Origin of the sequence: Bacteroides sp. AF34-31BH (assembly GCF_003602795.1) — a bacterium.
Taxonomy (GTDB): Bacteria; Bacteroidota; Bacteroidia; order Bacteroidales; family Bacteroidaceae; genus Bacteroides; species Bacteroides uniformis.
In genome coordinates, this window is the sequence record NZ_QTLV01000001.1 from 637192 (window position 1) to 653914 (window position 16723).

Below are 16723 nucleotides of genomic sequence, written 5' to 3' on the forward strand. Positions count from 1 at the left end.
ACTCAAAAAATGTTCTATTTTTCCGGATTACAGACAAAACTGAGAATATCCACCAAGACACTGACTACTTCCATATTACATTAAATGTCCCGAAAACCGATATATTCTCCTGCCAAAAGACTATTTTTGCAACAAATATCCATAAGCATACCATGGCAGGCATCTATATTCATATACCTTTTTGCAAGACACGCTGTATCTATTGCGATTTCTATTCCACCACTCGCAGCGAATTGAAGCAGCAGTACATCCGTGCCTTGTGCACTGAACTGAAAACCCGCAAGGGTTATCTGAAGGAAGAACCGATAGAGACCATCTACTTTGGCGGAGGAACTCCCTCACAGCTCGCTCACGAAGATTTCGAGCAGATATTCCGGACTATCAAAGAGGTGTATGGAACAGAACATGCCGAAGAAATTACCCTCGAGGCCAATCCCGACGACCTGACGGAAGAATATGTGTCCATGCTGCGCACCCTCCCCTTCAACCGCATAAGCATGGGGATACAGACATTCGACGCCCCCACCCTGAAACTGTTGAACCGCCGGCACAATGCCGCGCAAGCCATCGCAGCCGTACACCGCCTCCGCCAAGCCGGCTTCCGGAATATCAGCATCGACCTTATCTATGGACTGCCGGATGAAACAGACCAACGGTGGGAACGCGACCTGCAACAAGCCGTCGGCCTTGATGTGGAGCATATCTCCGCTTATCATCTGACTTACGAAAAAGGCACCCGCATCTACGAAATGCTGCAGAGCCATCGTATCAGCGAAGTAGATGAAGAGAGTAGCGTGCGCTTCTTCTCGGCGCTCATGGACACCCTGGGAGCCGCGGGGTATGAGCATTACGAAATATCCAACTTCTGCAAGCCCGGCATGTACTCACGCCACAACACTGCTTACTGGAAAGGCATTCCGTATTTGGGCTGCGGCCCTTCAGCCCACTCCTTCAATGCGGAGACAAGGGAATGGAACACAGCTTCTCTGGAAGGATACATAAAGTCCATTGAAGAGGGACAGCGTTCCTCCGAAACAGAAATCCTGGATAAAGTGACCCGTTACAATGAATACATCATGACTTCCCTGCGTACCATGTGGGGAGTCTCCCTGACATATACGGAAGAAGCCTTCGGCACAGAGTTGCGCCAATATTGCACGAAGATGGCAGCCCCCTACCTCCAAAGCCACAAACTGGAGATGCAGGCAGACCGCCTGCACCTGACCCGGGAAGGCATCTTTGTTTCGGACGGTATAATAAGTGACCTGATGTTCATTGAATAACAACAAAACCGGGAGACTGCATGACCGAACAAGAAGTCAGACGCTACTTGCGCCAAATGAAGGAAGAAGACTCGGAACGGGCTTTTCACAGTTTCTACAATCTGTGCTACGACCGCTTGTTCCGTATTGCCTGCTATTTCGTGAAGCACGAAGAGTGGGCGCAAGAAATTGTGCTCGACGTCTTCATGAAGCTTTGGGAACAACGCGCCCGGTTGCCGGAAGTGAACAACATAGAGGATTACTGCTTTATCCTTACCAAAAACGCCTCCCTCAATTACCTGGAAAAAGAGAACCGACACCCTACACTCTCGTCCGAACAGCTTCCCGAACTTTCCGGCCAGGCCGATTCTCCCGAAGACACTCTTATCAGCGAAGAACTGTTTGCCCGATATGTCAAGGCGCTCGACCGCCTGCCGGAGCGTTGCCGTGAAGTATTCATCCGCCTGCGCGAAGAGAAACAAAGCTATGCACAAGTGGCAGAGGAGCTGAACATCAGCACAAAGACAGTAGACGCGCAACTGCAAAAAGCACTCACAAGACTCAAGGAAGCATTGCTGACGGAGTGAACTCTGCTTCATCTTCCTCGCAAGAAGCCCCGTATGCATGTATGAGATGCACATCTCAAGCTGCATGAGATGTACATTTCGCACAACATGAGATGCACATCTCATGCAGACTTTCCCTATTGATTGAAACAGAGAAGCAAGGAAGTCACACGTAGGCAGGACGGACTTTCACGGACAAAGAGCTTTAGATTAACATTATTTCAGGATATAGGCATAGGGAATTCCTGAAAAGCAGCTGTCTTTACATACGGAAAAGGAGTCATAGGCTCTTAATAAATTGCCAAAAATGAAAGTGAATAACGAGAATTTCGACAAGGTACTGAACAAACTGGTTGCTTCTACCCGTTCCCCACGAGGACGCTTTACGGCAGAGAACAGCTGGAGGCTGCTGGAAAGCCGTTTGCTAAAGCGCCGCAGCATGAAGCGGTTCTGGATGCGTACAGCCAGTGCCGCAGCCGTAGTCCTGCTCTGTGTAACGAGCTGGGCAGCCTATCAGTTCTTATACGTAGCACCACAACAGGAAGCCATTCCCACAGAAGCCGTACATACTACCGAGGAAACCCAAGTAATCCATAGCGTACTGACATTCGACCAGCAACCCTTGCAGGAAATCGTCCGTCAACTTTCCGAAACGTTCCGTACCGATATACGTATCGAAGGAGACAGCCTGAAGAACTATCACATGACAGCCACCTTCCGCGAAGGGGAGAGTCTTACAGAAATCCTCGACCTACTGAAGGACGCCGGCAACTTTACCTATAAAAAAGAAAACAACACTATTATCCTTACTACTAAACTTAACTGACAATGACCAGCTCTACTATCTGTTCGCACCACCGCATCAGAACCGTACTTCTGATGTGTGTGGTTCTTTTAAGCGCCTCACTCCATGCACAGGCACAAAACAAGGAAACACGTATAAACCTGAATATCCGTAACGCAACTTTAGAGAGTTTCGTGAAGCAACTGGAAAATGCAACCGGATTCTCCTTCATCTATGGGGAAGAAGTAAAGCTCACGCACCGCATCACACTGGAGATGAAACAAAAGAACATCAGTGAGATATTGCAACGTGCCTTTGAAAATGAACCCATCACGTTCGAAATATCCGGAAAGCACATTCTACTCCATAAGCGGCCCGTGCCGCAGAAACCCGTTAGCCGTAAGTTCACCATCAGCGGATACGTGACCGACGGAGCGTCTTCCGAGACGCTGATTGGTGCCAATATCCTTGAGAGTCGTCGTTCCACAGGTACTGCCACCAATCCTTTCGGTTTCTATTCCCTCACCCTGCCGGAAGGGGAAACGGAACTGGTTTTCTCCTACCTGGGCTACGAAAGCCGGCATAGCCGGTTCGAACTGACGAAAGACACCTTACTCAACGTCAGGCTGGACAGCAATAACCAGCTGGCAGAGGTCGTAGTGCTCTCGGACAAGCGGGAGGCCGGCATAGAAAGCACAGCCATGGGAGCGCATGAGATACCGATGACACAAATCAGGCATACCCCGTCCATATTGGGAGAAGCCGACCTGCTGAAGACCATTCAGCTGATGCCGGGTGTGCAAGCCGGTATGGAAGGTTTTGCAGGCATGTATGTGCGAGGGGGAGGTCCCGACCAAAACCTGGTTATGCTGGATGGAATTCCTGTTTACAACGCAGACCACCTGCTGGGAGTATTCTCCATCTTTACGCCCGAAGCGGTAAAGAACACCACACTCTTCAAAAGTTCTTTTCCTACCCGCTACGGCGGGCGTCTTTCGTCTATAGTAGATGTACGGACCAACGACGGGGACATGCATAAATACCACGGCGCATTCAGCATAGGCCTGCTGACGGACAAACTGCATATCGAAGGCCCTATCTGGAAAGAACGGACCTCCTTCAGTTTCAGCGCACGAGCCATCCCCACCCTATTCTTCAAAAATCTCATTGTAGACAAAGACGACACCTATTCCGACAAATACAACTACTATTTTTACGACGTCAATGCAAAGGTCAACCATAAGTTCAGCGACCGTAGCCGCATCTTCCTCAGTTTCTACAAGGGGAAAGACCACTATCATTATGACAGTGACTACCACGGTGACAATTACGACAACAGCATTAAGAATTATTCCAAGGACAACAGCCATCTGAATTGGGGAAACACCATCGCCTACGGCCGCTGGAACTATGTATTCAACAGCAAGCTGTTTTGCAACACCACCGTCTCATACAACAAATATGAGATGGGGCTGGACGGAAACATGGAAGATACCTATACTGTCGCCAATAAAGTACAAGACAGATACTATTACTCCTCCAAGTTCAACTCCGGTATCCGTGACTGGAGTGCGCGTATGGACTTTGACTACACCCCCATGCCGCAGCACCACATCAAGTTCGGTGCAGAGTACATCCACCATACGTTCCGTCCGGGAATAGCTACCTCGAAAATACAAGATATAGATAATGGCGCCCTCCAGGAAGATACGGTTTACAATACCAGCAACAGCCATGCCATGCGCGGACAAGAAATCTCCCTTTACGCCGAAGACAATTTCAATGTAAACGCCAGGCTCAGTCTGAATGCAGGTGTACGCACATCGCTGTTCCACACACAAGGGAAAAGCTACTATTCGCTGCAGCCCCGCCTTTCCGCCCGCTATGACCTCGGACAAGGATATTCCGCCAAAGCATCCTATACGTGCATGGCACAGTATGTGCATCTGCTGTCCTCCACTCCGCTGTCTATGCCTACCGACCTCTGGGTGCCCATTACCAAAGACATCAGTCCGATGTATGCCAACCAGTTCTCCATAGGAGGCTACTATTCCGGACTGCCGGGTTGGGAGTTCTCCGTCGAGGGATATTATAAACAGATGAAACACATACTTGAATATCAAGACGGTGTATCCTTCTTCGGCACCTCTACCAACTGGGAAGAAAAAGTGGAAATGGGCGAAGGCCGCTCCTTCGGTCTGGAACTGATGGTACAGAAAACATTGGGCAAGACTACCGGCTGGCTGGCATATACCCTATCCAAGACCGATCACCGTTTTAAGAACGGTACCATCAACCAAGGCCGATGGTTCCCCTACAAATATGACCGCCGCCACAGCATCAGCCTCAATCTCAGCCATAAGTTCAGTGACCGCATTGATGCAGGAGCTTCCTGGATATTCAATACCGGTGGATGTATCACTATCCCCGAGAGGGCCACTATTATCGTCAGCCCCGATGGAGTCATCGAAGAGACCGGCTACATCTCCGGACGCAACAACTATCGCCTGCCTGCCAGCCATCGTTTGAACCTAGGTGTCAACTTCAACAAGAAGACCAAACATGGCATACGTACCTGGAACATCAGCGTCTACAATGCATACAATGCCATGAATCCGAACATCGTTTACAGCAAATACAAGAAAAGCAGTTATCTATACCAACCGGATGGTAATGGAGGATTCATAGAACATAAAGAGGAAGGGAAAATCAGTATCAAAAAACTGACCATCCTGCCCTGCATCCCTTCAGTTACCTATACTTACAGATTTTAAACACATCAGCATATGAAGATCCAAATGAAATTACACCTATTATATATAATAGCTATTGTCTTGTTGGCATCATGTGAAAATGAAATTCCTTACAATCCAGACAACCAACAACCGCTACTCATCATGAATGCCCAACTGGATGCAGGAAAAGACGTTAATGAAGTCTTTCTGCACTTGAGCAAGGGCAGCAGCATAGTACGTTTGAACGAAGCTACACTGACCTTGTTTATCAATAACCGCATTGCTGAAACTCCTCAAGCACTGACACCGGAGGAAATCTTCGGTCCACCGGAAAATTATCCGGAAGACGCCATCTTTGTATACGATGCTATCTTGTATAAGCTGTTTCGCCTCAACACCCCTTTGCATCCCGGCGACAACATACGCCTAGAAGCCACTGCCGAAAACGGAAAATACCATGCCAGTGCCGAAGTCACCGTGCCGCAACCGATAGAGAGCCTGCACGTGGACACTTGCTTGGCCTACCTGCGCGAGTACAGCGGACAAACCCTTTACCGCCAATACAAAATTACATTGCAAGACCGCCCCAACGAGAAGAACTACTACCGGCTGGACATTTGGAATGACCGTAGTTACTATTGCAAATGGAAAGAATACCTGGAAGATGAAAACGGCAGCCTCATCAAAGTGGAAGACGAGGACGGCTCTTGGCATTGGGCCTCCATACCCAGAGACACTACCATCCTTGCTCCCCGACAGAACGAAATCATCAACCGGGAAGATGTTATACTGACTGACGGCCACCCTGGCAACTATGATGATGAAGAAAATGAATTGTTTCCCACCATAAATAACAAATACAACATATTCAATGATAACACTTTCCGTGATTCGTATGCCACATTAAAAGTATATACCCCTCTCTACCAAGAATATTATCCGGTAGAGGGACACTACTACGACCATATATCCCGCAAACAAACCATCACCGTACGGCTGCTTAGCATCACTGAAGCCGAATACCGCTACCTGAAAGCCTTAAACTGCCTGGATGATGGGGATTACGACGATGCTTTAATGGAACCTATCAGTCTGCCTTGCAACGTCATAGGCGGATTAGGCTTTGTGGGAGTCTGCTCGGAAAGCAGAGTAATCATAGAATTGCCCGAAACTGTTTGGCGATAACATTTTGACTAATAAAACCCCTTTTATCCATTATAATAAACTGAATTTCATTTAACCCACATTACATTCGTATTACAAAAAGCATCCAAACAAAGCATTTTCACACTACAAAATTGATTTAAGTCAAGAAATGAAGGTATAAACTACACTTTTTCACGTATTCATTTTTGTGTTATAAAACATATACCTATATTTGCATAGGTAAAAAGAAAAAGCTAAGCGCTTAGAGAGTTTTCAATAGGTATTAGATTGAGATTAGTTTTTAGGAATAACAATTAAAAGTAGGTATTATGAAACGTTTAGGATTAACATTAGTGGCAGCAGTCTGCCTGACTGCTACAACATTTGCAGCAGGAAACCAACCTACAACTGCAAAATGGGAAGGTAACATCAACATAACAAAGTTGAGCAAGTATTTGAATCTGGATTCCAACCAGCATGAAGAAGTGGCAAACATCTGCGAATATTTTACAGAACAGATGGAACGCGCTACAAATTCCAAGAAGAATCAGGAGAAGTTACTCCGTAATGCAGTTTATGGTAATCTGAAGTTGATGAAAAAGACTCTGAATGAAAAGCAGTATGCTGATTATGCCAGAGTATTGAACGTCACACTGCAGAACAAAGGTATAGAAGTGAAATAAACTTCGCTTCTGATAAATACGAAAATAGTATTTGATAAATAAAAAGGCATTGGACTTTAGAGGTTCAATGCCTTTTCTTTACGTCAACGCCACCAAAACCTGCGGCGTCAACTCCCTAACCAAATAATTCTTATCACTTTACAAGCAGAATCTGTCTTGCAGCTCTTTCTTATACTTTCTGGAAACCAGTAGTTCCGTCACTTTGTCAAATGGTGGATAAAGCATGCATTTGCTATCCTTTATAATCATCAGATAATCAATATTGATAATATACGATTGATGTATCTGCACGAAACTGGATGAATATTGAGTAATCTGCTCAGCAGTCATTCCGCGACGCAACACCAACGGCGGCTGGTTGTTTAGTATCACCTCCCATTGTTTACGCTCGGAACAATAGCGAAAAAAACCGATTTCAGCCGGACGCAACGCACGCATATCATTAGTTGGCGTAAATACGATAAATGTCTGTCCGGTATGCAACGGTGCACCAATGGGATATGACATTCTCTGCCCAGCCTCTGCCTGCTCTACAAAACGCGCAAGAATATCCCGCAACTCCTGCTCTTCAAAAGGTTTCAGCAGATAGTCGAACGCAGCCTCCCGGATAGCCTGAATCATGTACTTATCATAAGCCGTATAGAAAACAATCCGCATATTCCACGAAACACTGTCACGTATTTCCTGCAGTAATTCCATTCCAGTCATGTCCGGCAGTTCCACATCCAAGAACAACAAATCCGGCTGTACCTTGGCAATGAGTTTTTTCCCTTGTTTACCATTACGGGCAGTTCCTTTCAAAAAGAAGCGTGCATCCTTTCCCAATTCAAAACTCAGATTCTCAAGAGCCACCTCATCGTCGTCAACTATTGCAACCTTATATTTATCCATGTTCCTTTTATGTTTTTCTTCTCGCGAATATATACATAATCCTACTCCCATACAAAGCAATAGAAGGTCATTTACGGACTATTTATCCGTAAACATGCCTATCCTTGCAAAAAATAAGATTAAACGGTTCTTTTAAATTCCGTAATCGTAGTTGTCAGGCAACCAGAAAGTCACCTCACAGCCCATCTCACCACTCTGTAGAGAGACATTGTGCACCAAAACATCAATGGCCTCCTTGTTCTTATTGTTGAGAATCTGAATGGTCTGCATAATGACTTTCATTCCCGTCCCCGTGCCCCGGTTCCGACTGTCCGGACGATAACCGCCACCATTATCCGTTATCTTTATACAGATACCGCTTCCCCGGCGGCAGACCGAAACCCAAAGATTACGTTCACCTTCCTTCTCGCGCAACGCATGCTTCACTGCATTTTCAACCGGAATTTGAATCATCATAGACGGAATCCTTATTTGCTCCGGCTGCACATCCTTTTCTATCTTCAGTTCCGAATGAAAATCCGGACCTAAAGAACGGCGTTCCAGATTAATATATGTTTTCACAAAATCCAGCTCCTCTGCCAAGGTTACACACAGTTGTTCCGCCAATTCCAGATTGCGACGCATCAGTTTTACCAGCGACGAAAGCTCTTGCTTTCCTTCCACATTCCGCTCCGCCATCTCCCGGTTCAGCACATTGAAGATGAAATGAGGGGACAAGCGGTTACGGATATTCTCCAGACGAAGTGTAGAGACTGTGCGATGATTCCGTGCAAGCAACAAAGCACGTTTCTTTTTGCTGTACAGATAAAGGAAAACCGCCGTCAATATAGATACAACAGCTACAGCAAACACGACAAACTGTGTCTGCCTCAGCACCAGCACCTCGTTTTTCTGCTCCTGAAGCAAAACCCGATGTGCCATCAAGGTAGAATCCTGCTGATAACGCAAAGTCAAGTCTGCCGTACGCATCCGGACACGCTCATTCCTGATAGAATCATCAAGCTGGTTGTTCCTCTGCAGATAGTGATAAGCCCTCTTGTAGTTGCCGGTTTCCTCGTAAAACTGCTGAAGGTATTTATTACGGATATGTACCATATCAGGGTCGATGCCCGGAGGGACTACACTCTCGGACAATAAACGACGTGCCTCTTGAAAGTCTTTCTGAAGCAGAGCCAATTCTATTTTCTGCGTATCGATATAATATAGTGCAGTACTTACCCCCATTTCCTCAAAAAAAAGTTGGCATTCATTTATATATTTAACAGCCAAATCAACCATATTCAGTTGAAGATAACAGTCTCCTAAATTCAACCTCCCCAGATTAAGTTCAAAACTCATATCAGCATATCCTTCGACTAAATCAATAACCTTTTGGAAATATTTTATCGCTGTCTGGTAATCCTCCCTATAATAGTAAGAAGTCCCTCTATTATTCAAATAAATATATTTTTCATAAGGTAGCATACTATCATAGCTTTCTCCTGCTAGATTATAATAGTAATCACACTGTTCAAAATCACGCATGGTAACATATACTTGTGCCAAACCATAATAAATGGGAGGTTTCTTGGTAGAAGCTATATGCAAAGAGTCGCACATCAACAAAGCTCTCCTATACCAAGCTGCCCCTATATCCAATTTTCCTAAACGGTTATTCGCATCTGCAAGATTCATCAAAATATCCGGCACCACTTCAATCCTAGTCCCTCTCATCCGTAATTCATAAGCCTTCCGGAAACAAATTTCGGCAGAATCCATATTCCCAACACGTGCAAAGATATTTCCCTTCATATTGAAACATTCAGACTCCAAATCTGCCATTTGAGAAGAACTATGCTGCCTTTCTATAAAGTCATGTATCTGCTGGATTACGATTTGTGCCGAATCAAGCTGTGAAGTAATCAAATATGTTTTCAGTGTCATTGCCAGATAATTATACTTGACCAAGCTATCCTTTGCCTCTTCCATCTTTTGAAAAGCCTTCAACCTTACCTTTCGGGGCACAATGGCCACAGAATCTCCATTTATATGGGAAAAATCCTCAAAAGCTCTCATTTCTGTGTATACGTCCTCTTTATCTCCGGGCGCACAAGCTCCTAGAAGCACAAACCCTAATATCCAATAAATGTAAAATCGAATTCGCTTATCCATCCTCTCTCCCATGTTTCTCGTAATTAGATTATTTATTCAATACATCTGCAAACTTAAAATATTTTTGCGAAATACCGTCAAGCATAAGGCGTATTTCTCAACCACAAAAGAGCATACGCTACCGCTTTATTAAAACGAAACAAAAAATCACATCATAGTACAATATTTAGCTACATAAGCCATTAAAACAACATTTTAGTACATTTCAAGCTTTTTCTCATTTTCTTATTTACATTTTTATTAATTACTTTGTGGATAAAGAATTGCGAATATACTCAATCAAACAAAATAATACAATCACACAAAGAAAGGCTGTTTCCAAAAGAAAACAGTTCTTTTACATAATTTATAAGTTCTATGTTAGACAGTGGACAAATCATAGCAGATAGATACGAGCTACTCAAACAACTAGGAAGAGGAGGATTTTCTGAAGTTTGGCTGGCACAAGACAAACTTACGGATGTTAAGGTCGCCATAAAAATATATGCTCCGGGGATGGGGCTTGACGATGCGGGGATATCCCTTTTCACACAAGAGTTCTCCCTCGTATTTGATATGAATCATACCAATTTACTGCATCCTACTTATTATGACTGCTGGGAACGGATGCCATACCTGATTTTGCCTTTTTGCAAAAATGGTTCGGCCTTCCAATACCTTACTGACAACAACCGGATAACAGAAACGGAAAGCTGGCATTTGCTCCATGATGTTGCAGAGGGACTGGCTTATCTTCATGCAAAAACTCCCCCGGTTATCCATCAGGATATAAAACCCGATAATATTCTGATTAATGATGAGAATAGGTATATGATTACGGATTTCGGAATCAGCGCACGGATTAGAAGTACATTACGCAGGAACCAAGGCCAAGAATCCAGTGGAGGAACTTTGGCCTATATGGGACCAGAACGTTTTGGTCCATCTCCCGCCCCTATTATGGCCAGTGACATTTGGTCATTGGGAGCAACAATGTATGAGCTTCTAACCGGTATGCCGCCCTATGGTGATCATGGAGGCGTATTGCAAAAAAACGGTGCAGACATTCCACTTATCAACGAAGACTTTTCTCAAGAATTAAAGGATATCATTTACAAGTGCCTTGCCTTAAATCCATGGGACAGACCCACAGCCAGACAAATTGCAGACTACACTTCCCAACATATCAATGGAAGTCCCGTCCCCTTTAGTCTGTCAAACAACAGCCATGATACTTTGCAAGAGGAAGAGGACAAAACCCATGAGGATTCCATTAGCGCACACTCTTCTGACATAAATAAGATGTCACCCTATCAAGACAAAGGGAAACGCAAAAAAGTTATAGTCGTAGCAGCAATCACAGCTATATTCGCAACAATTGTCATCATCTTTTCGCTAATAAGCGGCAAAGAACCAGTAGTGGAATCCATACCGGAACCGACTCCAACGATTGATTACGACCAAATGTGTCTGTCAATCATTCAAGAAGGCGAAAACTCTAAAATACAAGGAGATGTTTTCCGATTTGACATTGACACTTTAAAGCAAAACAATGATTCCGTATTTGAGGATTTTTACATAAATGCCATTGGCAAATACCGCCAAATAAATTACTACAAAGATTCCATCTCCGCGAAAATATACTTAAATGCAACAGAACTGAAACAGCAAGTAGAGGCCATACTGGATTCTGCCTATCATGTTTTTAAAGAAAAGGCAAATATCATGAAAGACCTTGACCAAGCCGTAGCAGCCCAGGCTTTTGAAGACCGTGCAAAAAAAATAGAACCATATATAAACATAGACAACAATGAAAATGAATAAACTTATCAGACTGATTGTTTTAGCGTTCGCTCTCTCTATGCCAATAAGTATATGGGGGCAATGCGCCTCCATCTATCAAAAGGGAGAGACATACATGAAAAGAGGAAGATACAGAGACGCTATTAAAAGTTTTAAAGCAGCCATGAAATGCGACAGCAATCTGGAGCAAGCATGCAAAAATAAAATCAAAGAGTGTGAGGAAAAAATAAATCCCGCTCCCAAGCCAGCGCCTCCTGCCGAAATCACCAGACTTACCATAGACAGAAAAAGCCTGGAATTTGGGTGTGAGACAAAGACTGCAGAAAGTATAAAAATAGAAAGTCTTCCAGAACAATGGACTGCAATATCAGATGCAGACTGGTGTCAAGTGACTCCCGGTGAGAAGAAACTCTCCATAAGCTGCCAGACCAATTGGCTGACTACCGAACGTAAAGCCACCATTACAATCAGTAATGAAAAGATGAAAGCTACGGTCAGTGTTACCCAAGGTGGCCAAGAAGAATTCATTAATATCGCATTAGATAAATTGGAATTCGGCTCCAAAGGAGAAATTAAGGAACTGCAAGTAGACTCCAATGCCGAATGGGAAGTTGCAGATATTCCTGAATGGTGTGAAGCTATAGCAAAAGACCGTGGCAAACTCATTCTAAAAGTGGGAAAAACCAAGAAGGCCAGAGAAGGAACTCTCATAGTTAAAAGCAAAGGAGGAAAAATATCTTCAATTATTCTCTCCCAGAAAAAGGGAGGTCTATTCTAAATTCATGGTAAACCGACAATGGTGAGAAACTCTGATTTATACAAAGTAATTCCATTATTAAAGTAAAATCTTATGAGATGTATGAATTGCGGTTGGGACAACCATTCCAACACAACAGTATGCCTGAAATGCGGGCAACCTTTGCGAATGCCGGAGAATTATGCCAATAGTCAGGACATTTTTATTTCAAAAGAAGGCCATGGAGAAGCTATACCCAAACCGACAGTATTGAATGTCAGCTCCAATGAAGAAAAATGCAGAAAAACTGTGGTGTTTTCCACAACAAATGAAGAAGAGAATCATTCTACTGTTGTACAGCCAATTATAGAATGTCCCAATTGCAATTACCCGGTAGTAGGAGATTTCACAAGTTGCCCTTGCTGCGGAACTCCATTAAAAAGAGCAAACATATCAACAAACAATGAATACAAAACAATAAGAGTAGAAGAGGAAGTACCTTCCGTTTCTGAAGAGAAAATGCTCTGTCATGAATGTGGAAGTAAGATAGCAATAACCTGCTCTTTTTGCCCGAACTGCGGTGTCCGCGTACATCGGCCAACCATACGCCGGCAAATAAAGAACATCACAGAGACAGAACCGGAAACCAAACCTCACTGTTCATTAACAATTATACCGGAAGAAGAAGAGAACATTCTTCCGGAAAGATTTGAATATGAAGGGAACTCCATCATCTTGAACCGGGAAAATACAGAAATGTCTAATCGTACAATCACCTCAAAGGAACAAGCTGAAATAGTTTTCGATGATGGTCATTGGTATCTGCTTGACCGAAGTATGCTTCAAACGACCTATATCCAGGTAAACAGAAAAATAGAAATCATACCGGATGATATCATTGTACTAGGTGACCGAAGATTCAAGTTTGAATGTGACTAAATATAACCTCTTGTGAATAACCGGACTGTCGACAGATGTGATTATAATGTAGGGGAATATATCAATAACCGTTATAGGGTTTCCCAAACATTAGGCGAAGGTTCATTCGGTAAAGTATATCGGGTTACGGACAGCGCAAGCAAAGATTATGCGCTTAAACTACTGAGATTATGGGAAGTTCCTCCTGAAATACGTAAACCATTAATGGAACGTTTCGAGATGGAATTCAAAACTGGGCAAATTGATTGTGACTATTTAGTGCGTTCATTGGACTACGGTACAGTTGGAGGCAACCCTTATATTGTAATGGAATACTGTTCCGGAGGAGATTTAACACCTTATTTAGGTTCTGGAAGCAGTAAGATTCCTCTAATTTGCCAACAAATTCTAATAGGTTTACATGCTTTGCATACCAGAGGCAAGGTTCACCGTGACCTAAAGCCGGAGAATGTCCTTTTCAAGAGTAACGGAATCGCTGCGTTGACAGATTTCGGTATAGCAGGGGATAGAAACAAACGTATGACCGAACGCAATATTTTTGGTAAACCCAACCAAATTTTCGGGACTTATGCATATATGCCGCCAGAACAAGTGAACCGCATGCGAGGTGAGGCCACTGTCCTACCCACTACGGACATTTTTTCTTTTGGAGTATTAGCCTTTCAATTATTGACTGGTAGTTTACCCTTTGGCGAATTGAGCAGTCATAATGAATTGGCACTATATCAGAAACGTGGGAAAAATGGAGATTGGAACCGGCAGAAATTGACACAGTTGAAACATAGAGAGCAGTGGCAGCAACTCTTTGCAGGATGTCTTAATCCAGATTTCAAAAAACGTTTCCAGTCTGTGCAAGAGGTGTTGGAACACCTGCCAGCAATAAGCCAAGTCCCTATGGAAAGAGGATATTGTCCACCGCAAACAGTCAATGGTTTCTGTATACGTATTATGCAAGGTGAAGAGTACGGAAAAATATATCAATTAAGTGAACTTATAAAATATGGCAATAGAATCCTTACTATCGGGAGAGAACGCGACAATCTGCTACATATAACGGAACAGCAAAGTGCCTATATATCACGCCATCATTGCACAATAGAAACAAATCCCGCCACTGATAAATGGATTATTCGGGACGGGCAATGGCAGAAGGAGTTAAAGTTGTGGCAGGAGTCCAGTAATGGGACTTATGTCAATTCCACCCAAGTCACCAAACAAGGGCATATACTGAAAATTGGAGATATCATCTCCATTGGAGATGTAAAAATGAGATTTGAAAACTATTAATTATATATCAAGTAGTATGGATACACAAAATTACAAACGTACCTTAGCCGGCTCAGTAGGGGCTGGTATGGGGGCATTAATGGGTGCTTCCGGTAGAACTTACTTTATTTTGGAGCACAAGACCTCTTCAAAGTATCATCAAGCGGGAGAATCCCAAAAAATCATTGTCGACCAAGTAGAATTAGGTAGAGACGCTTCCTGCCAAGTACGCTTTGATGAAAGTTTCGAAACAGTCAGCCGCAAACATGCTGCAATTGTACGCGACGGTGAAAACTGGAAACTTATCCACCTTTCACACTCCAATCCGACATTGGTCAACGGACATCCTATAAACGGTTCCTACTATTTACAAACAGGAGATGAAATACAATTATCCGTTGGCGGACCACGCTTGGGATTCATTGTTCCACAAGGTCGCCAAGCATTAACTTCCAGCATTGGATTGACTGAGAGAATGAGCCTTTTCCGCAAACAAGCCTTACGCCCCTACAAGACCGCATTAACAATCATGGGAATTGTTTTCGTACTGGCGGTGGCAGGATTGGCTGCCTGGAACTACAGTTTAGGTGTAAAAAATGATTTGTTGGCACAGAAGACAGAAGAACAAGAACTTCAACTGAAAGGATACCAAAACCAATTGGATTCACTGGGGACCGAAAGAGCATCTCTAGAAGCACAGCAACGGGAGTTAGAGACCAAATTACGAAACAGTGACGGTAATGCAGAGGCCTTAAAAACACAGTTGGACAACGTTAATAGTCAATTAAAGAATGTCAATGCAAGTTTCTATAAGGTCAAATCAGACTTGGACAATCTCTCAAACAGCATAAGCACTAAAAGCATTGAGAATTCAAGCAATGCCATTAACGCAAATATACAAGAAGGCACCAGACTCTCCAAAGACCAATATTATGAAGACCCTGATATAGCAGATGAACAAGACAGTAATGCTTCAGGAGATTTGAAAGATTATTATGATTATATCTATACAATTAAAGTCGACCGTATTGAAATCGAATATAATGGAACAAAGTTTGATCCGGGCATACAAGTTTCAGATATAATCTGCGGAACTGGCTTCATGCTATCAAACGGAATGTTTGTAACAGACAGGCAGAATGTCGAGCCATGGATATACTCCAACACAGAGTGGAAAGACCCATGGCGTAAACTATTGGCTGTATACAAAGGAGCAGGATGTAATATCATTATCCATTACCGTGCATACAGTACCAAAGGAACTGGAAAGCCTCTGACATTTACCAGTAGCGATTTTGCCAAAGACGGACGAAATGATGTACAAGTGACCGAAATAGAAGTAGATAAATCCATCAGGGTACAACTAAGGGAACATGGGATAAAATTGACCTATACACGTAGGAAATATATCAGTGTCAGCATTGTTACCCCTGCTGCCAACAGTTGGGCATACATTAGAGGAAAAGGCGTTTATGGTGAGGGATTGCCTTACGACATTACCGCCGCAGACAACATGAGTGGAGGTACAGAAGTTCAAATGGTGGGCTATGCAGGTTATGCTGATATTCATAATCTTACTCCGGCTCATTTCAATGACCATACCAATATAGCCGATACAAAATATGAGACTACCATATTACAGAATCGTGTGGCAGAGCCCGGTTATTATGGTTCTCCAGCATTCCTTCTAGAAAATGGTTCTTACAAAGTAGTGGGTTTCATGGTAGGAAGCATAGAGGGTAAGGATCGTTTAGTACCAATCAGAAATTTAATACATTAAAA

General features: G+C 43.6%; 13 protein-coding genes. 11 read left to right on the forward strand and 2 right to left on the reverse strand.

Features of this window, described 5'->3' with window-relative positions; genetic code table 11:
* The first annotated feature begins 152 nt into the window (after positions 1–152).
* From hemW to DWZ67_RS02790, 6 genes are all read left to right on the forward strand, one after another.
* The gene (gene hemW, locus DWZ67_RS02765) at positions 153–1283 is read left to right on the forward strand and encodes a radical SAM family heme chaperone HemW (protein WP_009037910.1); all 1131 of its coding nucleotides are present in this window, start codon (positions 153–155) and stop codon (positions 1281–1283) included.
* A 20-nt stretch (positions 1284–1303) separates the two neighbouring features.
* Entirely contained in the window at positions 1304–1849 is a 546-nt protein-coding gene (locus DWZ67_RS02770; protein WP_057097576.1) for an RNA polymerase sigma-70 factor, read from the forward strand.
* 286 nt (positions 1850–2135) lie between these two features.
* Entirely contained in the window at positions 2136–2654 is a 519-nt protein-coding gene (locus DWZ67_RS02775; RefSeq protein ID WP_117963324.1) for a DUF4974 domain-containing protein, read from the forward strand.
* Positions 2655–2656: 2 nt separating this feature from the next.
* The gene (locus tag DWZ67_RS02780; protein WP_243635073.1) at positions 2657–5386 is read left to right on the forward strand and encodes a TonB-dependent receptor domain-containing protein; all 2730 of its coding nucleotides are present in this window, start codon (positions 2657–2659) and stop codon (positions 5384–5386) included.
* Positions 5387–5398: 12 nt separating this feature from the next.
* On the forward strand, positions 5399–6532 hold the full coding sequence (locus DWZ67_RS02785; RefSeq protein ID WP_117963326.1) for a DUF4249 domain-containing protein: 1134 nt from the start codon (positions 5399–5401) through the stop codon (positions 6530–6532).
* Between the two features lie 290 nt (positions 6533–6822).
* Entirely contained in the window at positions 6823–7176 is a 354-nt protein-coding gene (locus DWZ67_RS02790) for a hypothetical protein (protein ID WP_005830102.1), read from the forward strand.
* A 138-nt stretch (positions 7177–7314) separates the two neighbouring features.
* On the opposite strand, the gene DWZ67_RS02795 is transcribed toward DWZ67_RS02790, so the two are convergent.
* The gene (locus tag DWZ67_RS02795) at positions 7315–8067 is read right to left on the reverse strand and encodes a LytR/AlgR family response regulator transcription factor (protein WP_005833286.1); all 753 of its coding nucleotides are present in this window, start codon (positions 8065–8067) and stop codon (positions 7315–7317) included.
* Between the two features lie 132 nt (positions 8068–8199).
* Positions 8200–10230 (reverse strand): histidine kinase, encoded by a 2031-nt coding sequence (locus DWZ67_RS02800; RefSeq protein ID WP_117749108.1) that lies wholly within the window; start codon positions 10228–10230, stop codon positions 8200–8202.
* Between the two features lie 345 nt (positions 10231–10575).
* Here DWZ67_RS02800 and DWZ67_RS02805 point away from each other — a divergent pair, with 345 nt between their 5' ends.
* The 5 genes from DWZ67_RS02805 (at position 10576) to DWZ67_RS02825 (ending at position 16721) form a co-directional block, all read left to right on the forward strand.
* A complete protein-coding gene (locus tag DWZ67_RS02805) occupies positions 10576–12021 on the forward strand; it encodes a serine/threonine protein kinase (RefSeq protein ID WP_005830096.1) in 1446 nt (481 codons plus the stop codon).
* Positions 12008–12778 (forward strand): BACON domain-containing protein, encoded by a 771-nt coding sequence (locus DWZ67_RS02810; protein ID WP_005830094.1) that lies wholly within the window; start codon positions 12008–12010, stop codon positions 12776–12778. The genes DWZ67_RS02805 and DWZ67_RS02810 overlap by 14 nt, the downstream gene beginning before the upstream one ends.
* Positions 12779–12850: 72 nt before the next feature.
* On the forward strand, positions 12851–13675 hold the full coding sequence (locus tag DWZ67_RS02815) for a double zinc ribbon domain-containing protein (protein ID WP_117749107.1): 825 nt from the start codon (positions 12851–12853) through the stop codon (positions 13673–13675).
* Between the two features lie 12 nt (positions 13676–13687).
* Positions 13688–14962 (forward strand): FHA domain-containing serine/threonine-protein kinase, encoded by a 1275-nt coding sequence (locus DWZ67_RS02820; protein ID WP_005830090.1) that lies wholly within the window; start codon positions 13688–13690, stop codon positions 14960–14962.
* A 16-nt stretch (positions 14963–14978) separates the two neighbouring features.
* A complete protein-coding gene (locus DWZ67_RS02825; RefSeq protein ID WP_005830088.1) occupies positions 14979–16721 on the forward strand; it encodes an FHA domain-containing protein in 1743 nt (580 codons plus the stop codon).
* Positions 16722–16723: the final 2 nt, after the last annotated feature.